The organism is Enterococcus sp. DIV1328a (assembly GCF_050536905.1).
In the GTDB taxonomy this organism is placed as follows: domain Bacteria; phylum Bacillota; class Bacilli; order Lactobacillales; family Enterococcaceae; genus Enterococcus; species Enterococcus faecalis.
In genome coordinates this window covers 1,240,377-1,261,340 of sequence record NZ_CP172912.1, presented here as the reverse complement: position 1 = coordinate 1,261,340, position 20,964 = coordinate 1,240,377, and the positions used below count along the sequence as shown (strand labels likewise).

At 37.4% G+C, this 20,964-nt stretch carries 22 protein-coding genes and 1 riboswitch; of the genes, 3 read left to right on the top strand and 19 right to left on the bottom strand.

Annotated features, from left to right (window positions below; all coding sequences use genetic code 11):
• Positions 1-35: 35 nt before the first annotated feature.
• The 5 genes from rpsA to IGL93_RS06070 form a co-directional block, all read right to left on the bottom strand.
• Positions 36-1,247, bottom strand: coding sequence for a 30S ribosomal protein S1 (gene rpsA / locus IGL93_RS06090; protein WP_002360341.1), 1,212 nt, complete (start codon positions 1,245-1,247; stop codon positions 36-38).
• Between the two features lie 113 nt (positions 1,248-1,360).
• Positions 1,361-2,041, bottom strand: a complete 681-nt coding sequence (gene cmk, locus IGL93_RS06085; RefSeq protein WP_010713408.1) for a (d)CMP kinase — start codon at positions 2,039-2,041, stop codon at positions 1,361-1,363.
• A gap of 236 nt (positions 2,042-2,277) precedes the next feature.
• Positions 2,278-2,907 carry a LysM peptidoglycan-binding domain-containing protein gene (locus IGL93_RS06080; protein WP_010775837.1) on the bottom strand — a complete coding sequence of 210 codons (630 nt, stop codon included), beginning with the start codon at positions 2,905-2,907 and terminating at the stop codon, positions 2,278-2,280.
• Between the two features lie 75 nt (positions 2,908-2,982).
• Entirely contained in the window at positions 2,983-4,419 is a 1,437-nt protein-coding gene (locus IGL93_RS06075) for a RecQ family ATP-dependent DNA helicase (RefSeq protein WP_025192683.1), read from the bottom strand.
• A gap of 6 nt (positions 4,420-4,425) precedes the next feature.
• The gene (locus tag IGL93_RS06070) at positions 4,426-5,460 is read right to left on the bottom strand and encodes a helix-turn-helix domain-containing protein (protein ID WP_010713410.1); all 1,035 of its coding nucleotides are present in this window, start codon (positions 5,458-5,460) and stop codon (positions 4,426-4,428) included.
• Between the two features lie 35 nt (positions 5,461-5,495).
• Between IGL93_RS06070 and IGL93_RS06065 the strand changes: the two genes are divergently transcribed.
• Positions 5,496-5,714 (top strand): ferredoxin, encoded by a 219-nt coding sequence (locus IGL93_RS06065; protein WP_002357617.1) that lies wholly within the window; start codon positions 5,496-5,498, stop codon positions 5,712-5,714.
• Positions 5,715-5,736: 22 nt separating this feature from the next.
• On the opposite strand, the gene IGL93_RS06060 is transcribed toward IGL93_RS06065, so the two are convergent.
• The 8 genes from IGL93_RS06060 to IGL93_RS06025 all read right to left on the bottom strand — a co-directional run bounded on the left by IGL93_RS06060 (position 5,737) and on the right by IGL93_RS06025 (position 13,786).
• Positions 5,737-7,068, bottom strand: coding sequence for a zinc ribbon domain-containing protein (locus IGL93_RS06060; RefSeq protein WP_002398998.1), 1,332 nt, complete (start codon positions 7,066-7,068; stop codon positions 5,737-5,739).
• A 255-nt stretch (positions 7,069-7,323) separates the two neighbouring features.
• Entirely contained in the window at positions 7,324-7,989 is a 666-nt protein-coding gene (locus tag IGL93_RS06055; RefSeq protein WP_002382314.1) for an ECF transporter S component, read from the bottom strand.
• 71 nt (positions 7,990-8,060) lie between these two features.
• A riboswitch (FMN riboswitch) is annotated at positions 8,061-8,180 on the bottom strand.
• Positions 8,181-8,331: 151 nt separating this feature from the next.
• Complete coding sequence (locus IGL93_RS06050; protein ID WP_002357624.1) at positions 8,332-9,048, bottom strand: pseudouridine synthase; 717 nt, start codon at positions 9,046-9,048, stop codon at positions 8,332-8,334.
• A 3-nt stretch (positions 9,049-9,051) separates the two neighbouring features.
• Positions 9,052-9,657: an SMC-Scp complex subunit ScpB gene (gene scpB, locus IGL93_RS06045; protein WP_002357625.1), complete on the bottom strand. Its 606-nt coding sequence runs from the start codon at positions 9,655-9,657 to the stop codon at positions 9,052-9,054.
• Positions 9,654-10,448, bottom strand: a complete 795-nt coding sequence (locus IGL93_RS06040) for a segregation/condensation protein A (protein WP_024041750.1) — start codon at positions 10,446-10,448, stop codon at positions 9,654-9,656. Before IGL93_RS06040 ends, scpB begins: the two co-directional genes overlap by 4 nt.
• Positions 10,449-10,512: 64 nt before the next feature.
• The gene (gene xerD / locus IGL93_RS06035; RefSeq protein ID WP_002360354.1) at positions 10,513-11,403 is read right to left on the bottom strand and encodes a site-specific tyrosine recombinase XerD; all 891 of its coding nucleotides are present in this window, start codon (positions 11,401-11,403) and stop codon (positions 10,513-10,515) included.
• Positions 11,404-11,571: 168 nt separating this feature from the next.
• Positions 11,572-12,501 (bottom strand): alpha/beta hydrolase, encoded by a 930-nt coding sequence (locus IGL93_RS06030; RefSeq protein WP_002357629.1) that lies wholly within the window; start codon positions 12,499-12,501, stop codon positions 11,572-11,574.
• A 193-nt stretch (positions 12,502-12,694) separates the two neighbouring features.
• Positions 12,695-13,786 (bottom strand): DUF871 domain-containing protein, encoded by a 1,092-nt coding sequence (locus IGL93_RS06025; RefSeq protein WP_010775834.1) that lies wholly within the window; start codon positions 13,784-13,786, stop codon positions 12,695-12,697.
• 181 nt (positions 13,787-13,967) lie between these two features.
• Between IGL93_RS06025 and IGL93_RS06020 the strand changes: the two genes are divergently transcribed.
• Positions 13,968-14,717 (top strand): peptidylprolyl isomerase, encoded by a 750-nt coding sequence (locus IGL93_RS06020; RefSeq protein ID WP_002374887.1) that lies wholly within the window; start codon positions 13,968-13,970, stop codon positions 14,715-14,717.
• Between the two features lie 43 nt (positions 14,718-14,760).
• On the opposite strand, the gene IGL93_RS06015 is transcribed toward IGL93_RS06020, so the two are convergent.
• From IGL93_RS06015 to obgE, 5 genes are all read right to left on the bottom strand, one after another.
• On the bottom strand, positions 14,761-15,135 hold the full coding sequence (locus IGL93_RS06015; RefSeq protein WP_002357632.1) for a YxeA family protein: 375 nt from the start codon (positions 15,133-15,135) through the stop codon (positions 14,761-14,763).
• A gap of 142 nt (positions 15,136-15,277) precedes the next feature.
• Complete coding sequence (locus tag IGL93_RS06010; protein ID WP_002360361.1) at positions 15,278-15,823, bottom strand: TetR/AcrR family transcriptional regulator; 546 nt, start codon at positions 15,821-15,823, stop codon at positions 15,278-15,280.
• A 218-nt stretch (positions 15,824-16,041) separates the two neighbouring features.
• Positions 16,042-17,340 (bottom strand): PTS sugar transporter subunit IIC, encoded by a 1,299-nt coding sequence (locus tag IGL93_RS06005; protein ID WP_002363934.1) that lies wholly within the window; start codon positions 17,338-17,340, stop codon positions 16,042-16,044.
• Positions 17,341-17,366: 26 nt separating this feature from the next.
• Positions 17,367-17,669, bottom strand: a complete 303-nt coding sequence (locus IGL93_RS06000; RefSeq protein ID WP_002357636.1) for a hypothetical protein — start codon at positions 17,667-17,669, stop codon at positions 17,367-17,369.
• 138 nt (positions 17,670-17,807) lie between these two features.
• Positions 17,808-19,124, bottom strand: a complete 1,317-nt coding sequence (obgE, locus tag IGL93_RS05995) for a GTPase ObgE (protein WP_002384537.1) — start codon at positions 19,122-19,124, stop codon at positions 17,808-17,810.
• Between the two features lie 287 nt (positions 19,125-19,411).
• On the opposite strand from obgE, the gene gap reads away from it, so the two are divergent.
• Positions 19,412-20,422: a type I glyceraldehyde-3-phosphate dehydrogenase gene (gene gap, locus IGL93_RS05990; RefSeq protein WP_002357638.1), complete on the top strand. Its 1,011-nt coding sequence runs from the start codon at positions 19,412-19,414 to the stop codon at positions 20,420-20,422.
• Positions 20,423-20,472: 50 nt separating this feature from the next.
• On the opposite strand, the gene IGL93_RS05985 is transcribed toward gap, so the two are convergent.
• Positions 20,473-20,922, bottom strand: a complete 450-nt coding sequence (locus tag IGL93_RS05985; RefSeq protein WP_002357640.1) for a Fur family transcriptional regulator — start codon at positions 20,920-20,922, stop codon at positions 20,473-20,475.
• Positions 20,923-20,964 lie beyond the last annotated feature (42 nt).

Genomic DNA, 20,964 nt, shown 5'->3' with positions numbered 1-20,964 from the left:
TATGTCAAACTCATAAATTTCAAGAAAGTAACGTGTTATTCCTCTTCTTTCGCATCAGATAAAGCGTCACCTAAAATATCGCCCATGGTAAAACCAGTATTTTCTTCAGGCAATTCATATTCCTGTTCTTCTTTTGGTTCTTCTTGAGACTCAGGTTTTGGTTCTAACGCTTTGATACTTAAAGCAATACGATGTTCCTCTGGATTAACTTCTAAAACTTTCACTTGTACTTGATCCCCTTCATGAAGAACTTCATGAGGCGTTGCAATATGCTTGTGAGAAATTTGAGAAATATGCACTAATCCTTCCACGCCAGGGAAAACTTCCACAAAGGCACCGAAGCTTGTTAGGCGTTTTACTGTGCCATCTAAAACAGTCCCAGCGGCTGCTTTTGTTTCGATATCTGTCCATGGTCCAGGCAATGTTTCTTTGATAGATAAAGAAATACGTCCTTCTTCTGGATTAATTGAAAGAATTTTTACTTGAACGTCTTCGCCAACAGTTAACGCATCACTTGGTTTGCCCACATGCTGATGAGCAATTTCAGAAACATGAACTAAACCATCCACGCCACCTAAATCAATGAATGCACCGAAATCTGTTAAACGAGCTACTTTCCCTTCAACAACGTCTCCGTCATGTAAAGAAGAAAGTAATTCTTCTTTTTTCGATTCTTTTTCAGCTTCAACAACTGCTTTATGTGAAAGAATTAAGCGGTTTTCTGAAGGTTCGATTTCAATAATTTTAAATGCTAGTGTTTGACCTTTATATTCAGAAAAATCTGCAACAAAATGATCTTCAACCATTGAGGCAGGAACAAATCCGCGAACACCGACATCAACAACCAAACCACCTTTAACAACATTTGTAACAGGTGCTTCGATTACTTTGCCCGCTTGGAAATCTTGTTCAATTTCTTCCCAAACTTTTTTAGCATCTAAACGGCGTTTTGACAGTAAATAACTGCCGTTTTCTTTATCTTTGCCAATTGATGTGATAACAACTAAATCTAACACATCACCGACTTTCACAAGTTCGTGTACATCTTCAACTGGTAAAGTCGATAATTCCTTTGCAGGAACAACGCCTTCAACGCCCGCTCCTTCAATGCCGACAACAACTTGTTTGTCTTCAATGGCTAAAACTTCGCCTTTAACAATATCGCCAACACTGACTTCTTGAACGCTGTTCATTGCATCTTCCATTGTTTCGTTGTTTGCTACTTGTTTGTCTTCAAAATCTGTCATGCCTCTTATCCTCCTATGCCAACAAAAATTCCAAAACTTAGCTATATATACTTACATAGTACGAGATTTTTGTAAAAAAATAAAGCGATTTCTTCTATTTTTCTTAAAATTCTTTAAAAAAGTTCAAAACCTTTTTGTTTAATCACATTTTGTATGGCGGCGACGACTTCTTCAATCGTCAACCCTGTTGTATCGATTTTCACAGCATCACTTGCTTGGACAAGGGGTGATACTTCTCTCGTTGAATCTAAATAATCCCGACGTTCAATCTCCGCCTTCAAGGTTTCAAAATCCGTCTCAATCCCTTTTTCTTGATTTTCTTTAAAACGACGTTCTGCACGTTCTTCAACGCTAGCCACCAAGAATATCTTTACTTCGGCCTTTGGTAAAACTGCAGTACCAATATCTCGACCATCCATGACAACTCCGCCGGCTTGACCAATTTTCTGTTGTAACGCCACCATTTCTTCTCTAACTTTTGCATGTTTTGAAACAGCTGAAACAGCATTCGTTACATCTGGCTGGCGAATCGCTTCGGTCACTTCATGACCGTCGATAAAAACACGTTGGCCATTCTTTGCTTGCTGAAAAGAAATAGTGTGGTTGACACAAAGCGCTACTAATGGCTCTTCCGCTTGAATGTCGATTTGATTTTGCAAGGCCAGATACGTAATCGCTCGGTACATGGCCCCCGTGTCACAATACACATAATTCAATTGTTTTGCTAAAATTTTTGCAACTGTACTTTTGCCTGACGAAGCTGGTCCGTCAATAGCAATACTGATTTTCCCCATGAAAAAACTCCTTAACTGATATGCATCCTTTAAAATGCGCTTCTTCTTTTATATTAAAATCAGAAGAAAAGAACTTGGATTTAAACTGATGACGAGTCTCTAACGAAAAAGCAATAAGCCGAAATCCCTCGAAAGACGCAAACCATCTTTCGGAAATTTCTGCTTATTGGCATTCTCATGTAATCATTCGTCGCGATTTAGCCCTTGAAAGTGCTGTCCAAACCTCTTTTTCTGGATTATTTAATACGTAATGGTTGTCCTGGATAAAACACAGATGTATCAATCCCAGGATTTAACGCTAAAATTTGTTCTAATGTCATTCCGTTACGTTCGGCAACTTGACGTGCCCCTTCGCCACTTTGAACGGTATCATAAACAGGTTGTTGGTTCTGCGCTTGTTGCTGTTGTTGATTTTGAGCTTCTTGTTGTTGCTGCTCTTGTTGTTGCTGTTGTTGTTGTGCTTGTTGGTCCTGTTGTTGCTGTTGTTGCTGTGCAGCAGCATCTGAACTTGAAGGTGTTGTATTTTCAGCTGGTTGGCTGCTTGCTGGTTCTGAGCTTTCCACTGATTTTGACGTACTTTCTTTTTTCTTCTCTTTTGATGATGATTGGACTAATGAAGAAGATGGCTGGCTATTTTTGCTAGCACTTTCGTTCGGTTTCTTGTCTTGCATCATCCATAAGAAAGTCCCAATTGGAATGGCAATAATTAATAATAGCAAAATAACTAAAACAGTTAGAAATAATGAATTTCCTCGTTGCTGTTGGCGTTTTGCTAAACGAGAACCACCACCATTTTGATCAGGTTCATAAATTGATTGTTCCCATGGCTCACGAGCTTGGTTTTTCTTTTTGTCCTTTTTACTCACTGCTAATTTCCTCCTAAACTTCTCTCGCTTGTTATTATATCATAGCTTTTGCCAACTGCCGACTAAAAAAATGAATTAATCACGTTCTTTAAATAATTTTAGAAATTTAGAACGCCAATCTTCTTCATTTTGATTGCTGGTCTTGTTCGATTTTACTATTGAATCTTGGTAAATGTCAAAGAATAACGCACAATTATCACAACAAGTTTCCGGTGATTGTTTGACAATCGATTCTTGAAAATAAGTTTGAATCAACGTTCTTCGACAGGTTGTGGTTTCAATATACGTCAGCATCCCTCTTAATTGCGCTTGACGATCTTTTTCTTTCTCCTCTAAACGATGCTCTAGCTCTTCAAAAGAATAATCCTTGGCTAAATAGCCTTGGACCCATTTTTGTTGTAACTCGGTGGCATTTTCTAACAAACCTGCTTGTTCTTCTCCTTCAATCAGCGATTTTAAGGTCGCTCGATTCGCTCTTGTCTCTTCTAAGAAAAACCGATGAATAAATTCATCCCCTTTTTTATACAATAATAGCGCCCAACTTTTTTGACCATCACGTCCAGCTCGCCCGATTTCCTGCAGGTAATTTTCTAAGCTATCAGGCAAATCAAAATGAATCACTCCACGAACATCAGGTTTGTCGATTCCCATCCCAAAAGCATTCGTTGCACAAAGAATATCGATTTGATTATCAATAAATTGTTCTTGCAAGCGACTACGTTCACTAGCCTCCAAGCCCCCATGATAATAGGCTACCTTAAAACTGGTTTTCGCCTGAATAAGTTGACTAATTTGTTCTGTTTTGTTGCGCGTGGCGCAATAGATAATGATTTTACCAGCCGTTTTAGATAAGTAATCTAGTAACACTTCTTCTTTTTCTGACGTTTCCTTCACGAACAAGCCAATATTTTTTCGATTCACTGAAGAAAGAACTTCTTGATAGCTGCCATGAGAAAATAATTGTTTTATAATTGCGTGCTGTACAACGGGTGTCGCTGTGGCAGTTAACGCCAAGGTCAAAGGAAAGTCTAGCTGTTTTTGGACTAGATCTAATTTACTATATTCAGGGCGAAAATCGACGCCCCACTGATAAACACAATGGGCTTCATCCACCACAAATAATGCAATTTTTTGGCGTTGTAACACACTAAGTACTTCTTGCTGCAAAAGCATTTCTGGGCTTAAAAACAGATAATCGTATTGGAACATTTTCGCTAAAATATAACGCTTTTCTGAATATTGTAACGTACTGTTTAAGGCAACCGCACCTTTAATTCCTTGTCTTTGTAATTGATGCACCTGATCTTCCATTAACGAAAGTAAAGGAGAAACAATTACCGTTAGTCCCTCTAACTTCTGGCCCACAAATTGATAACACAATGATTTGCCAGTGCCTGTTGGCAAAACAGCCAATGTATTCATACCGTCAAGTAAGTTTGTAATCACTTCTTTTTGACCAGGCTTAAACGCTGCATAACCAAATCGAGTGAATAATTCTTGTTCTAATGTCAACAATACTCACTCCTTTTCTTGCCAAATTTGTTGGATTTGATATAACCGGAAATCTAAATAAGAAAGCGTATCTTCTTGCGCTCGCCAATCCCGATACACCCACAACCGCGGATCTTGTTCTGTTTGAGCCAAGTTTTGGAGTATTGCCTCCTTTTCAAGATAAACAGACGCCTGCAGCTGCCCTTGAATAGCCAACTCTAATAGATGGTCATGAATGGTACTCGGTTTTATTTTTCGCTGCTCAGCAATTTCTTGAAGCGTCTTGCCTTCCGTTAACAATCGTTGGGTTTCTTGCATACTTTGGTTTAGATTTTTTTCTAGATACGGCCATACAAGCGTTCGTAAAGCAGGATAGTTTCCTCCGTACATTATCAACTGCAGTAAATGATGAACCGCTTGCGTATGCCATAAACGCTGTTCAAGAGCTGTCTTATGGCTTGTTAATTGCTGAGGAACTTTGCCAGTTTGCTGATAACCAGAAAGTTGCGCAACCAAATAGTCGCTTTCTGCTTCAGGTAGTAACTCAAACCCTCGCAACAGTTCTTCTTTGATTGATTGAATGCGCTGCTCTTTCTTGTCTTGTTGTAACCATCGTTTCAAATATAGTTGCGGAATCGGTGTTGATAAAAGTGGAATATACTGTTTTTCCTCAAATGATAAATACGAAGTCACTTGCACGGCAAATTGAATGAGTTGCCAACTTTCTCGATCACTTCTGCCAAAACGATAAAGATCAATTGCAGGATAATCCAGCAACGAAAAATGGTGCTCCTTTAAAAATAGTTGCCCTTCTTTTGTTAGTTGAATCTCATTTGTCTCTTTGTGATACTGAATTTGTTTCGCCTTTGAAAGTTTTTCAAGAAATTGAAAATAGGCTTGTTCGGAAATCGTTGGCCACCAGCCAATGAACCGTAAACAATCATATAAAAAACCATAAATCAAAACAGAGCTAGTCCGTTTGCCTTTTAAAAGATGATACAAAGTTGATGCACGTACCTTGTATCCATGAGATAATAACGCTAAAATAAAAGTTGCTTCCATAGTAAACCTCTTTTAGATAGGATGTGTCACTGTTTATGCAATCACGTTTAGTTCCTGAAAAATGTATTGCTTGTGGACTTTGTCAAGTTTATGCGCCCAATATATTTGATTATGATGATCATGGGATTGTCCTTTTTAAAGACGAGCCGCATGCTCGACAACAATTTATTCCAGAAAACGAACGCGAGAATGTGTTAAAAGCGTACCGCAAATGTCCCACGCGTGCAATAGAAATAAGCAAAAATGAGTGCTAAATAATTTAGCACTCATTTTTGCTTAGAGTATTTTTTCGAGCCAAGCAAGTGTTTGCTCATCTATCGAAACAAACTGTAATTGTCCTTCTTTTAGCGGTTCTTTGACTAAATGAATTTGATCATTTAGGCCATTGATCCATTCATAACGAAGACCATTTTCTTTTGCTTTAGAATTTTTGGCTTCTAAATAATAATTGACATGGTAATTTTCTTTACCATCCAATTGTAGCGTATTAATGGTCACTTCAAAATCTGGTGAAACATCGGTCGATTTCTTTTCACGTAATCGTTCAAGTGCTTCTATAAAAGAAGGAAATTGAGGATTATTTTCCCCACCAACGAGATATTTTTTAGCAAATTCTGTACTATCCGTATGACTTTTCACTTGTTTGGCAAATGCTTGATAAAAGGTTTCTAGCGCTTTGCGGGCATCATAGTCGCTAGCTAACGGAAAATTCAATTGTAGCGTTGGATTATCGGAGAGCGCTTCGACAAAATCATTTTCACCAATCGTTTCTTTTGATGTTTGAATTTCTTCTCCATTAATCGTCTTTTTAAGTTGAATCGTCATCCCTTTGGACCAGAACAAAGGGCCAATCGTTTTGCTTCCATTCGTTAGCGTACCAACTTTCCGATCATTAATATAAATATCTGCGTCTGGCAGATTGCTCTCCACAACAAAATTCATTCGTTTAAAATCTAAAGGTATACTAGAAATATAATTTTCCTCTTCTAATAAACGATACTCTTCTGTGATAACAGGTTCGCCGGTGCTATCTTTCACTGTGGCTGTAAAAGTATATTGTCCTGGCGCTAAGGGTCCCAATTCCTTTTGATAAGTGGTTGAGTCGGAAGTGCCCACTTCCCGCCCGTTCATTGCCAGCGTCACACCGCGCTGATTCGTCGTTAACTGAACAGAAACAGGCGTTAAAATGAATTGATAACGGTGAAAGAAAAATGCTGTTTGACTTGTTTCACGAATAGTTAAACCATGTAGCTTTTTATCCTTTAATAGCGCTTTTTCTAATTTTTTTAGCTCAGTTGGATTTTTTTGATAATAAGTGATTAAAGGCTTAATGCTTTGCGGATTCACTTGAAATTCAGACTCGTTCGTCCTCATTTTTTTACTTAATTCTTGGGCATCACCATTCTCAATCGCTTCAATAAAATGAGAAATTTGTTGTTCCTTAGAAAAATAATGCGTCCCGAGAAAATAGCTACCCGCTCCAAGAACGATGAACACAAAAAGAAACACCCAGATCCAGCTTCTTTTTGATCTGAGAGGAGTAGATTCGTTCCCTTTATTCATTGATGGTTGTGCTTGGTTTTCCTCTTGATGCATTGATTCATTCATTAGCGGAGCGCCGCATTCTTCACAAAAGGACTCCGTATCACGATTCACATGACGACAATTTTTACACTTTTTCACTCAGGAAAACTCCTCTTTCTTTGATGATTTCTATCATACCAAGGGAAAGTTAAAATTACAATGCAGATGGTTTAGTATTTTTTAACAGAATGATGACAGATTATGACAACCTCTTTTCTTTTAGGCGTAAATTTTAAAAACCCACTGTCAAACATTGTTCAACAGCAGGTTTTTTATCATTTATTTTGTTAACGGTGTTTTTTTCTGAATAGTATGTTGTTTTTTTGATAGCCATGGCAATAACTTCGCATGTAGTACTAGAAAAACACCACTGACTAAGAGGCCTTTAATAAGGTTGAATGGCACAATACCAATCGCCACGTAGCTTGCTAAAGATGTTCCTAAAAATTGTTGTGTGGTCACACCATATAATTGTAAGTAAATGGGTGTAATGACAAAATAATTCGCAATACTCATGAAAATTGTCAAGGCTAAAATCCCACTTACTAAGCCCACTATACGATTTGTACGGATATTTTTCTTTTTACCAAAGAAATAAAAAATTGGCAAGGTGAAGATACTACTTGCTAAAAAGCTAGCGAAATCTCCCACCATATTTTGCGGTGCTAGTCCGGTTAAGAACAGGTGTAGCAACGAACGAACAAAAGCAGTAATTACTCCTGCTAACGGTCCGTACAAGAACATTCCGAGTAGAATCGGAATATCACTAAAATCGATTTTCAAAAAACTAAACGCTGGCATAATCGGAAATGCCACAAATTGTAATACTGTACCGATTGCAGCCAACATTGCAATGCTGACCATTTTTTGTACCTTGTTGTTCATCTGAAATCCTCCAATTAAGGACCCATCTTCAACGAACTTTTTGATTCGCTTCTTTGTCATACAAAAAAACCCTATTTTTCTGCAGGGAAAAATAGAGTAGGATTATCTGATGAAAAAGCGTCTCAAATAAGCCCTATCTTCTTTATCCAGACTATACTGTCGGTATTGGAATTACACCAATTCAATCGTTAAAAACGAGTCGTGGACTATAACCACCGGTCGGGAATTACACCCTGCCCCTGAAGACGAACCTTGTATTATATTTTTTTACTTACTTAGTGTAACCGATTTGAACAATGAATGCAACTAACTAAGCTTTTTATTAAATTTCATTGATTGTTTCGTTTCTCAAAAAAAAACAATCCCTCCGCCATAAGCGCGAAGAGATCGAGTCATTTTATCTTATTTGGCTTGATTTAATAATTGACTGATTTCTTTTTTAGTTAAATCACGATATTGCCCTGGTCGCAATCCTTGTAAGGTCAACTCACCGTAACGTTCACGTTTTAATTTTTGAACTGGGAAACCAACAGCTTGAAACATTTTCTTCACTTGATGATTACGTCCTTCATGAATCGTTAATTCCACGACACTGCTACCTGTTTTAATGTCCGCTGAAAGAATTTGAAAATTGGCTGGTGCTGTGCGTTTGCCATCAATGCGAATGCCTTTGGCTAATGGCAATAGATCCCGTTTAGTTGGTACACCTTTAATTTTTGCTACGTAGACTTTATCTACTTCATGTTTAGGATGGGTTAATTTTTGTGAAAAACTTCCATCATTCGTTAAAAGTAACAACCCAGAAGTATCATAATCCAGACGGCCGACTGGATAAATTCGCTCAGTAACATCTGTAAAATAATCCGTTACTACTTTACGGCCTTTATCGTCAGACACCGCAGAAATAACCCCTCTTGGTTTATAGAATAAATAATAACCATATTCTTCTTGATAAATTGGTACACCATCAACTTCAACGGTATCTTGTTTACTTACTTGTGTTCCTAATTCTTTGACCACTTGGCCATTGACTTTTACGCGACCTTTGACAATTAATTCTTCTGCTTTGCGACGCGAAGTCACCCCAGCATGAGCAATTGCTTTTTGTAATCTTTCCATTGTTTAAGCTTCCTCGCCTTCTGTTGTTTCAGACATTGGGTTCGTTTCTTGATAACGATCAAAAAATAGATCCATTGGTAGTTCTTCTTCTAATTCATCTTCCATTTGTTGGATATCTGGTAATTCATCTAAACTTTTCAACCCAAAGTAATCCATAAAATACTTCGTTGTGCCATACAAAATTGCTCTACCAGGACCATCGACGCGGCCTTTTTCTTCTATCAACTGACGGGCAACTAACTTTTGGATAGAGCCAGAAGTCTGTACGCCACGAATTTCATCAATTTCAATACGCGAAATTGGTTGCTTATAAGCAATAATGGATAATGTTTCTAGCGCCGCTTGTGATAAAGCGTTCGACATAGGCGATTGCGCATATTTTTTTAGTAATGAGGCATATTTTTTCTTCGTTGTTAAGACAAAATGATTGCCGACTTCTAAAATATTCAATGCCGATTTATTGTCAGAAGCATAATGTTCTTTCAATTTCGTTAATTCTTCATAGGTTTTTGCTGTTGACTTCTCTAATAAGTACGCAAGCTCTTCCAAGCCAATTCCTTCTTCGCCAACCACAAATAAAATTGCTTCAATTTGACTAACTAATGTCACTGTGTTTCCTCCACCTCTGTTGTATCTTCCTGCTGGGTTTCTGTATTAAATAACAAAATTTCACTATAATTATTTTCTTGTTCAGCATAAATCGCGCCCGTTTTCATTAATTCTAAAAGAGCCATGAACGTTGTCACAATTTCTTGTTTGGAATAAGAATCGAAGAAAGAATCAAACGACACTGCCTTCCCTTTCTGTACTTGACGCATACGCTCTGAAATAACGGTGATTTTTTCTTCGATGGAAACATCGTCACTGGCAACAGTTGTTTCAACAGGCTGGCGATTTTTTTTCTTTTCTAACATGGCATGAAAGGCTAGAAATAAATCAATTGTATTAATTTGATTAGGCGGTAGTGTTGTATCTTCCTCTTTATAATCATCCATATCCATTGGTTCTTTTGTATAATAGAGTTTACGTTCTTCTTCTTTTTCATGTAAAACAGTCGCTGCATATTTAAATTTCCGATACTCCAATAACTGAGCTACTAAAGCTTCCCGTGGGTCTTCCTCTTCAAAAAAATCTTCATCATCAATGATTTCAAGCTCTTGTTTTGGAAGCAACATCTGACTTTTAATAGCCATTAAGGTGGCAGCCATGACTAGATATTCTCCAGCGACTTCTAACTCTAAGGTTTGCATCGCATGAATATAAGACATGTATTGTTCAGTTACTGCTGTAATGGGAATGTCATAGATATCGATTTCTAATTTTTGAATTAAATGTAGTAGAAGATCCAGTGGTCCTTCAAAGACATCTAGTTTTAAATTAATTTCTTGCAAAAACGACACCTACTTTCTTTTCTCGACTTCCTAGTTTACCATAAATTTATTCGTTTGTGGGCATTCTCGCAAATTAAGCCCGAGGAAAATGTTCCTTATAAACATCTGCCATTCGTTGTTTGGTAATATGTGTATAAATTTGTGTCGTGGAGATATCTGCATGTCCTAATAATTCTTGCACGATTCTAAGGTCTGCGCCATTTTCCAACAAATGTGTCGCAAAGCTATGCCGTAATGTATGCGGGGTAATATTTTTCTCTATCTGGGCTTCTCGAACAATCTGTTTTAAATTTTTCCAAATGCCCTGTCTAGATAACGGTTCGCCATGATGGTTAACGAACAGGTGTGTTTCATTCGGATGGTTTTTAATCAATTGAGGTCTGGCTTCGTTCATATAGCGCTCAATCCATTGAATCGCATAATCGCCTAAAGGAATAATTCGTTCTTTGTCCCCTTTTCCGATTGTTTGCAATAAACCAATGGATAAATGCAGATCCCCTAATTTTATTTCAATTAGCTCACTAACTCGCAGGCCCGTTGCATACATCACTTCTAAAATAGCACGATTCCGCATACCTAGTGGTTTACTTGTATCAGGCGTTTCAATTAATCGAGTCACTTCGTCAACAGATAATGTACTTGGCAATTTTTGAACTTTCTTGGGGGAGTCAATATGTTGCATCGGATTATGTTCGCTTAAGCGTTCTTGACGTAAAAATTGATGAAATCCTCTCAAACTAGAAATCATCCGAATCACACTTGCTGAAGCTTGCTGTTCTTCGTGAAGGGATTGCAAAAATTCTGTAATCATGTAACGGTCAACTTCGTCCCAAGAATGCAGGCCTTGTTCTTGTAAAAAGGCTACGTATTTTTTTAAATCTCGTTCGTAACTCCGTCGTGTGTTATTTGATAAGCCCCGCTCTATTTGTAAATAGTGTAAATAATCGACTAATTGTTCTTCCATTATCCTTCCCTCATTTCTAGTACTATCCTATCAGATTATGCCCTAGATTGCATGGGTAAATTCCAACTTATTAAAAAAAATCAACTGACAGCAAAAGACTTGTTCACTAAGTCGTTAACTTAAGAACAAGTCTTTTGTTTTTGCTACTATTAGTAAAGAATAAATTTGTTATTTTATATATTTATCTAGAAAAGCAGCTACTGTTTCCTTATATTTTTCTGGGTTTTTATTATAAGCTTTCGCATGCTCTGCTCCAGGCACGACATATTTCTCTTTAGGTCCTTGGGTTGCATTATAAACTTCGTCTAACATACTAAACGGCACAAACGTATCATTTTCACCATGAATAAAGAGCATTGGTAAATGATTCTTTTGCAATTGCTTAACAGCGCTTGCTTCCCCAAAGAAATAGCCAGCTCTAAGTTTCGTAATCCCGCTAGTAACATTAACTAATGGGAAACTTGGTAAATTGAAAAGCTCTTTCAATTGATATTGCAACTCCTGATTGACTGTAGAATAGCCACAATCTTCCACAATGGCTTTCACGTTATCTGGTAATTTTTCCCCGCTCGTCATCATGACTGTAGCAGCACCCATACTGACACCGTATAAAGTGATTTGTTCTTGCTGACCATTTTCGGTTAAAACTTTCTCAATCCATTGGACATAATCTTTACGATCGGGCCAGCCGAACCCAATATAATCTCCTTGACTTTTCCCGTGACCACGCGCATCTGGCGCTAACACATTGTAGCCCCAATCATGATACATTTTCGCAAAGACAGACATCGTTTCTGCCGAACCCATATAACCATGCGCCATAATAACGGTACGATTACTTTTTTTGTCGGCTGGTAAATAAATAGCCTTTAGACGTAGCCCATCTTCCGAAGTAATTGACCATTCTTGTCGATTTTTGTCATCTTTAAACCACGCGCCTTCAGGTGTCTGGACCACTTTTGACCCTGGGGTATTCTCATTTATAAAGTCTTTCTTTCCTGGAACTACTGCATAATTATAAAAATATAAGCCTGCCGCAATTAAACCAATTGCAATTACTACAATAAGCGCAATCAAAATTTTTAACCATCGATTCATCTACGTACTCCTTTTATTTAAATTGTATGATTCATTATAAGTTGTCGCCCTTTTTTTGACAACCACCATTCAAAGATTCAACCATCTTTCTTTACCACTACAATGGGACAATTTTGTTGCGACAAAAAAGCATAGCACAAAAATATTACCTTTTACGCTATGCTCCACTTATCTATTTATAGGAAACTAAAAATTATTTATTTTCAATAAGTTTAAAACTTGACCATGGTTTCAAAAATTCTAATAAGAAACGTTCGTCATCAGAAATACGACCAACCACATTTACACGGCCATCATTTTTCATTTCTTTTAAAGCAATTTGTGTTTCCCCTTTGTATTGTCCATAGCCAACGTTGTCAATCAAGACATCGCCTCGAACAATATCTCTCGTTGTATGAGCTGGGAAAGGACGATTTTTATAGTAAACACGTGTCATTGTTGAACGCAAAACGTAATCAGAACGATCTCCACGATAACTGTGTAAGTTATCGAACAATGCAATTCTTTCATCTTCTGTGATTTCTGGTTCTGTATCCACTTTGATCGAAGGATACGGTGCATGAAAGGCTTCTGCCATTGCTGCTAATTCTGCTTCTGAGGCATAAGCATTTCCGACAGAAATATCATCGATTAATCCTGTTAAAACTAAATGCTTAACTTGCGTTGCAATTTCTAAATCGCGGTGGTCTTCCAAAGAACATAATCCATCTTGTGTCGGCCATGGTCCAAATGTAGCATCGTGTGAGTTCACAAACGCCATCGTATTTAAATTATATTTTCTAAATTTTTCTGAACAATAAACAAAATGCTCATAGCCTAAGCCTGTATAACGATGTGGATAGAAATTATGTGAGCCTAGTAAATTTTCTGTGTTTGGTGAGTAGGCCATAATATTATCTACATAACTTGTCCCTGAACTCATATTAATTTCAATTTTAATGCCATAAGGGTTTCTTGTCATATTCGCCTCTTCTTGCCCAGTAAAGCCAAGATCTAAACGAATACCGTAAGCGCCCATATCATGGAAAAATGATAAATCATCATAAGAGATGCCTAATTGTTCGAACAATGCAGGATTAATATCGACCATCACTTCCATACCTAATTGGTTGGCGTAATCTACGACTTTTTTAAACTCTGCTAATACCTTTTCCCGATCATCATTGATTTGCAATAAACTAGTAAAGACACGCTTAAAGCCGTATTTATGAGCCAAATCCAAATATGCTTTGTCCTTTTCAAATGTTGAACGTTCTGGATAAATTGAAATACCTAATTTTCCCATGTGATTGCCTCCTAAATTGTAAAACATAATAATGTATCTGCTTACATTGTAACAAAAAAAACAAAAGTGGTCTACACCTTTCCTATAGGAAATCTTATAAAAATTCCACTGGTTTGTTATCTTCTCTTTTGTTATGATAAAAAAGAACCTAATTGTCAGTGTGAAAGGAAGAGGAAAACAGATGAAACATAAGAAAATGCTTGCTGTTGCTTCAGTTGCAGCATTCACCTTGCTTTTAGCAGGCTGTAACACAACCAATAATAAAGGCACGACCGCAACGAGTGATTCTGTCGCTAAATCCAGTGAAAGTAAAACAAAGGATTCGGTCGACTTAAATTCACTAGATTTACCACAACTAGATGACAAAGTTGCCGAAGATCAAGACTTAGTCCAAATGGTTACTTCAATGGGAAATATTGAAATCAAACTATTTCCTAAACAGGCTCCAAAAACTGTCGAGAACTTTATGAAACATGCTAAAGATGGCTATTATGATGGCTTGACTTTCCACCGTGTCATCAATAACTTTATGATCCAAGGTGGCGATCCTAGCGGTGACGGAACTGGCGGAAACAGCATCTGGAATAAACCATTTGAAGATGAATTTTCAAACCAGTTATATAACATTCGTGGCGCGTTATCAATGGCGAATGCAGGACCTAATACTAACGGCAGTCAGTTCTTTATTGTCCAAAATACAGATGATCAATCTGATGGTCTTTTATATGATGATTATCCAAAAGCAATCATTGATGCTTACAAAAAAGGCGGCTATCCTTCTCTTGATAAAAAACATACTGTTTTCGGTCAAGTAACCAAAGGAATGGATATTGTCGATAAAATTGCCAAAGTCGAAGTTGGTGCCAACGATAAACCAAAAACTGATGTTAAAATTGAAAAAATCAATATTCTTCAAGAAGCAAAAAAATAACAAAAAGTCAGAACGTACGCTGAAGATACGTTCTGACTTTTTGTTATTTTTGAATCGCTTGTAATGCCTTTTCTGGTACTTGGTCTTGATTGACCTCTTCATACGTATTGATGTGGGCCCCTTTATTTGAGACTTTTAGATAATGATCTGTTTTTAATTCATGGTCCGCTGTGAAAGTTATTTCTCGCGTTTTGCCTTCCTCATCTGCGGCTACTTGCGTATAACTAGCAATTCCATAGCCATTAACGCTATCGGCTTTCTTTGTTTTAACATACACATTTCCTTCTTTAACCAATGGATTTAATTGATCTAACACACCAGCTAATTCGCCAGAGTTCTTCTCTGCGTAAAACTTGGCCCCGAATAAACCACCACCAATAACAATTGCTGTCACCACTAAAAATTTAATAAATTTCATCACATAAATCCTCCCGAGTAATTATTCTCTGTTACTTCTTCCAAAGTATAGCAAGTTTTAAACAATCCTTCCTCGGGCGCAACGACCAGTTTTTTCTCAGACTTATGTCGTATTTTTGTTATTTTGAATAAATAACAAAACACTACTCTTCTATCAATAATTGACTTAATAATTGAATTTCTTGATTCTTAGTTAAGTCAATTGTTTTCATTGTAACCGCTGTGGCTAAACCTAAATAGATTACCACCATTTTAGGAAATAATTCGACAAATTTTCCTTTGTCCATTTGTACATATTTTTTATCCAATAATAAACGCTCTTCAAAAAAAGTTTGAAGCATTTGCTGCAATTCTTCTTCATAACCATGTGCTTTCATAAATAACGCCGTATAGATTTTTTGATGTTTTTGGGCAAATAATATAAAGTTCAGACCCAATGCAATCACTGGGTCTGAGGCACCGACATCTGCTTTATAAAATAATTGCATACGATGAAATAACGATTTAATTAAGGTTCGTTTTAAATCGTCCATGTTGACAAATTCTAAATAAATTGGCTGCGTAGAAATCCCCATAGTATCTGCAATATTTCTAGCAGTTAAATTAGAAAAACCTTTATCTACTAAAATTTTTTCAGCTACGTTTAAGATTTTTTCCTTTGTATATACCTTCGTTCTAACCATTTTCATACCCCTTTTCTCTTTTAGTTAACAATAACTTTATTATGTTCACACAAAAGAAAACCATTTTCATTATATATATAATATTTTACACTTTTTTATGCGTTTCTTTTCTCAAAATTTTCTATACATTTCAAAAAAATTGAGAATTTTCATCGCCTATAAACAAATAGGTCCAGAACAAAAGGTCATCACCTTTTGTTCTGGACACTAAACGGCTACACTCTTTATTCTTCTATTTGTTTGCCTTGTTCTTTGGCAAGCTCATTTTTATCATAAGCTACAAAGAACGGATAGTAAATCAAGATGGCCACTAGAATTAAAACAATATTCAAAACAGCAGCACGCCAATCGCCGCCTGTCGCCATAAAGGCGCCAATTGGTCCTGGTAAGGTCCAAGGAGCGGTAAAGACAACTTCACTTACTAAACCTAATTTTGTGGCAAACCAAGCAATCGTTGCTAAAACCATTGGTGCAAAGATAAAAGGAATCATTAAAATAGGATTTAAGACAATCGGTACACCGAAAATAACTGGCTCATTAATATTAAAAATAGACGGTGCTAAAATAGCTTTTCCTAGTTTTGAACCATATTCTGATTTTGCCCGAAAGGCTAATAATATGGCTAAACCAATTGTGGCTCCGGCACCACCAATCCAAATGAACCATTGGTAAAAAGGTTCTGCCGCAATCCGAGGTAATGCTTCGCCAGCTGCTTTAGCAGTCGTGTTTTCCTCTAATAGTTGTAGCCATAGAGGACGCGCCAACGATCCTACGATTGAAGCGCCGTGAATCCCAAAGAACCAGAAAAATGTTGTTAAAAAGACTAACAGCAAGACACTCAATAAAGAGTCTGCTGCTTGAACTAGTGGTCCTACTAAGTTCCCTACAAATGTGTGCCAATCAAAGCCTAAATAATAAGTAATTGAACCAATCAATAACATGACAATTAACGTCGGAGTCAATGATTCAAATGAACGAGCAACAGCAGGTGGAACGTTATCAGGCATTGTAATTTTGAACTTAGACTTATCTGTCACTCGATAGATTTCGACAGCAATAATTGACGTCACAATCCCGACAAACATCCCTGCACCACCCAAATTAGCCATTGGTAAAACAAACCCCGAAACGCCAGCTGCTTTACTGGCTTCTTCAGGAATCGCTACAGGTACTAATGTTAATAAAAAAGCAATCGTAGCCAAAATCCCTCCAGAGACTTGATCAAGATTATATGATTTCGCTAAACTAGCGCCAATGCCAAAAGTCGCATATAACGCCATAATGTACATTGTCATTCGGTAAGGCAATAAGATTGTAGCAGCATTACTTGTTAAAAATTGAGTAATGCCCCAAGATTCTGGTAACGGCGGAAACGCAATAATTAGAAAAAAAGAACCGACAATAATTAAAGGTAATGTCGCAATAATCCCATCCCGCACCGCACGTAAATGGCGCTGATTGGCAATTTTAGCCATTGGTCCAGCTAGATGATTTTCAATCCAAACAGTCAGTTTATCTAACATAAATAACACTCTCCTCTGTTTTTCTCTTAAAAAATAACTCCTTTAATCAGCCATAAATAAGAGATAAGCTCTAATAAAATAAGAGAAATTAAAAACAACCAAATAAAACGCTTACAAAAACCTGTTTTCGTTTCAATAAAATAATGACTATACGCTAACGCAAAAGCAATCCCAACAGGCAAAAAAATCATGGCACCAATATTAAACGGCAGATTGAAAGTCCATAATAAAACACTCGGCAACAGGACACCACATAAGAGCCCCATACTAAAAAGAAAACCGGCACTTTTAACTGAAAACTTAGGAACCATTGCTTGATTGTTTTCCATTTCAATTTCGCTCCTTTCGTTTGTTATTTTGTTACATTTAAAATTATAAGCTATTAAAAATATTATTTCAATCTATTCAGTGATTTAATACTAATTTTAAAATAAAAAACCAGTTCACTGAGTGAACTGGTTTTATGCTTATTCGACAAATTCAAATTCAAAATTACCAATCCGAACAATGTCGCCATCTTTCGCGCCACGTGCTCGTAATGCCTCATCGACACCCATACCACGTAATTGACGTGCAAAACGCATTACTGTTTCATCATGATCGAAATTCGTCATTTCAAATAATTTTTCTAATTTTTCACCAGATAAAACCCATGAAGCATCTGGTTCACGATCAATCGTAAATTCTGGACCTTCTGGTTGGAAGCCATAACGAACGGTTTCTTCCTCTACCACTTCATCTTCATATAATGGGAATTCAGGCGTTACTTCCAACAAGTCAGCTGTTGCATTTAATAAAGGTTCAATACCTTTACGAGTAACCCCAGAGATTGGGAAAATAGGTAGCTCATCGGCATACTCATCGGTGCGTTCCTTCGCAAGTTGCTCTTTAAATTTCGCTAAATTCTCTTCTGCTTCAGGCATGTCCATTTTATTGGCAACAATAATTTGAGGTCGTTCCATCAAGCGTAAATTGTGTGAAGCCAATTCTTTATTGATTGCCAAATAATCTTCGTAAGGATCGCGTCCTTCCATGCCACTCATATCAATGACATGTAAAATAACACGCGTCCGTTCAATGTGGCGTAAGAACTGTGTTCCTAAGCCGACACCTTGAGAAGCTCCTTCAATTAAGCCTGGCAAATCTGCTGCAGCAAAGCTTCGACCATCACTAGTAGTCACCATCCCTAAGTTTGGAACTAACGTCGTAAAATGATAGGCACCAATTTTCGGACGAGCGGACGAGATAACAGAGAGTAACGTTGATTTCCCTACAGAAGGAAACCCAACTAAGCCAACATCTGCTAAAACTTTTAATTCTAATTCGATTTTACGTTCTTGACCCGGTTCGCCGTTTTCGGCAATTTCTGGTGCAGGATTTCTTGGGGAAGCAAAGCGAATATTCCCGCGACCACCGCGTCCGCCTTTTGCTACTACTAAGGTCTGACCATTCTCAATTAAATCCCCAATTAAGGCTCCAGTTTCTGCATCACGAACTGTTGTACCTGGTGGAACTTTGACAAGTAAATCTTCTGAACCACGACCGTGCATTCCTTTACTCATACCATTTTCTCCAGGTGTCGCCTTAAAATGACGATTAAACCGGAAATCCATTAATGTGCGTAATCCTTCTTCAACAACTAAAACAACGTCGCCACCGCGACCGCCATCACCACCAGCGGGACCCCCGTCTGGTACATATTTTTCTCTACGGAAAGCAACCATTCCGTCGCCGCCTTTACCAGCTTTGACATCAATCGTCACTTGATCTAAAAACATGGACATATAATTTGTCCTCCTATTCTACTTCTACTATCTTTAATCACCTCAAAAAGCGTGATTCGAAAGTCTTTATTATTGTATCGGGAAAACAACCGTTTGTCTAGCAATTCTAGTTAGTTATCGTTGGAAAAAGCAAAATTTCTCATGAATCTTTCGCTTTCTTTTTGTCGCTTCGCTATCAGTCTTTTGACAAAAAAATTTTAGAGGTTCATACTATAGATAGTTGAAGAAAATCACTTTTTCAGCAAGGGTCCAAAGAAACACAAACATCTAAAGGAGGAATTTTTGTTATGACAGTCAAAGTAGGAATTAACGGTTTTGGAAGAATTGGTCGTTTAGCCTTTCGCCGAATAAAAGAAGTTTCTGATGATATTGAAGTTGTGGCTATCAATGATTTGACTAGCCCAACAATGTTGGCTCACTTATTACAATTTGACTCTACGCATGGCACCTATCCTGGCACCGTGACAGCCACTGAAAATGGCATTGTGGTTGACGGCGAAGAAACCCGTGTCTACGCAGAACCAGATGCAAGTAAAATCCCTTGGGTTAAAGAAAACGGAGTAGACATTGTCCTTGAATGTACAGGTTTTTATACCTCTGAAGAAAAAGCACAAGCTCATTTAGATGCAGGTGTGAAACGTGTGGTTATCTCTGCTCCTGCAGGCGCAATGAAAACAATCGTTTATAACGTCAATGATGATACACTTGATGCCAACGATAAAATCATTTCTGCCGGCTCATGTACGACAAACTGTCTAGCACCGATGGCTTACTTTTTAAATAATGAATTTGGTATTGAAGTTGGTACCATGACAACTGTTCATGCCTACACATCAACACAAATGCTATTAGATGGCCCTGTTCGTGGCGGAAATCTTCGTGCGGCACGCTCTGCTGCAGACAATACTATTCCCCATTCAACTGGTGCTGCTAAAGCAATTGGCTTAGTTATTCCAGAACTTAATGGAAAATTACAAGGCCATGCCCAACGTGTTCCCGTTGTGGATGGATCCTTAACAGAATTAGTTAGCATTTTAAAAACAAAAGTAACAGCTGATCAAGTAAATGAAGCAATGAAAAAACACACCATTGATAACCCTTCTTTCGGTTATGATGATCGTGAAATTGTTTCTGGAGACATAATCGGCACGACAGAAGGTTCGATTTTTGACCCAACGCAAACAGAAGTAACGACAGCTGGCGATTTCCAATTAGTGAAAACTGTGGCTTGGTATGACAATGAATATGGTTTTACTTGCCAAATGATTCGCTTATTGGAAAAATTCGCTAATTTATAATTCCAATGAATAAAAAACTGCCTTGCATAAATTAATGCAAGGCAGTTTTTTTAATGTTTACTTTGACAACTTTGACAAATACCATGAAAAGTTAAGCGATGATCTTTGACTAAAAAATGATACCGACTTTCAACAATTTGCTCTACTTCACCAAGCAAGTCTTCTTCCACTTCCTCAATTGTGCCACATTCTAAGCATAACAAATGGTGGTGAAAGTGTTTGGCGCCTTCTTTTCTTAAATCATAGCGAGCTAAACCATCGTTAAAGCTCACTTTATCAACGACTTTTAAGTCTGTTAAAATTTCTAGCGTTCGATAGACTGTTGCTAGACCAATTTCCGGACTTTTTTGTTTTACCAAGAAGTAAATTTCTTCTGCTGATAAATGATCTTTTTCATTTTCCAATAATACAAGTACGGTTGCTTCCCGTTGTGGTGTTAATTTAAAGCCTGATTCATGTAATTGTTTTTTTGTCTTTTTTAAAGCAGCAGTCGAATCCATTATTACAGCTCCTTGTTTAGAATGATTACAAATTAAGAAACT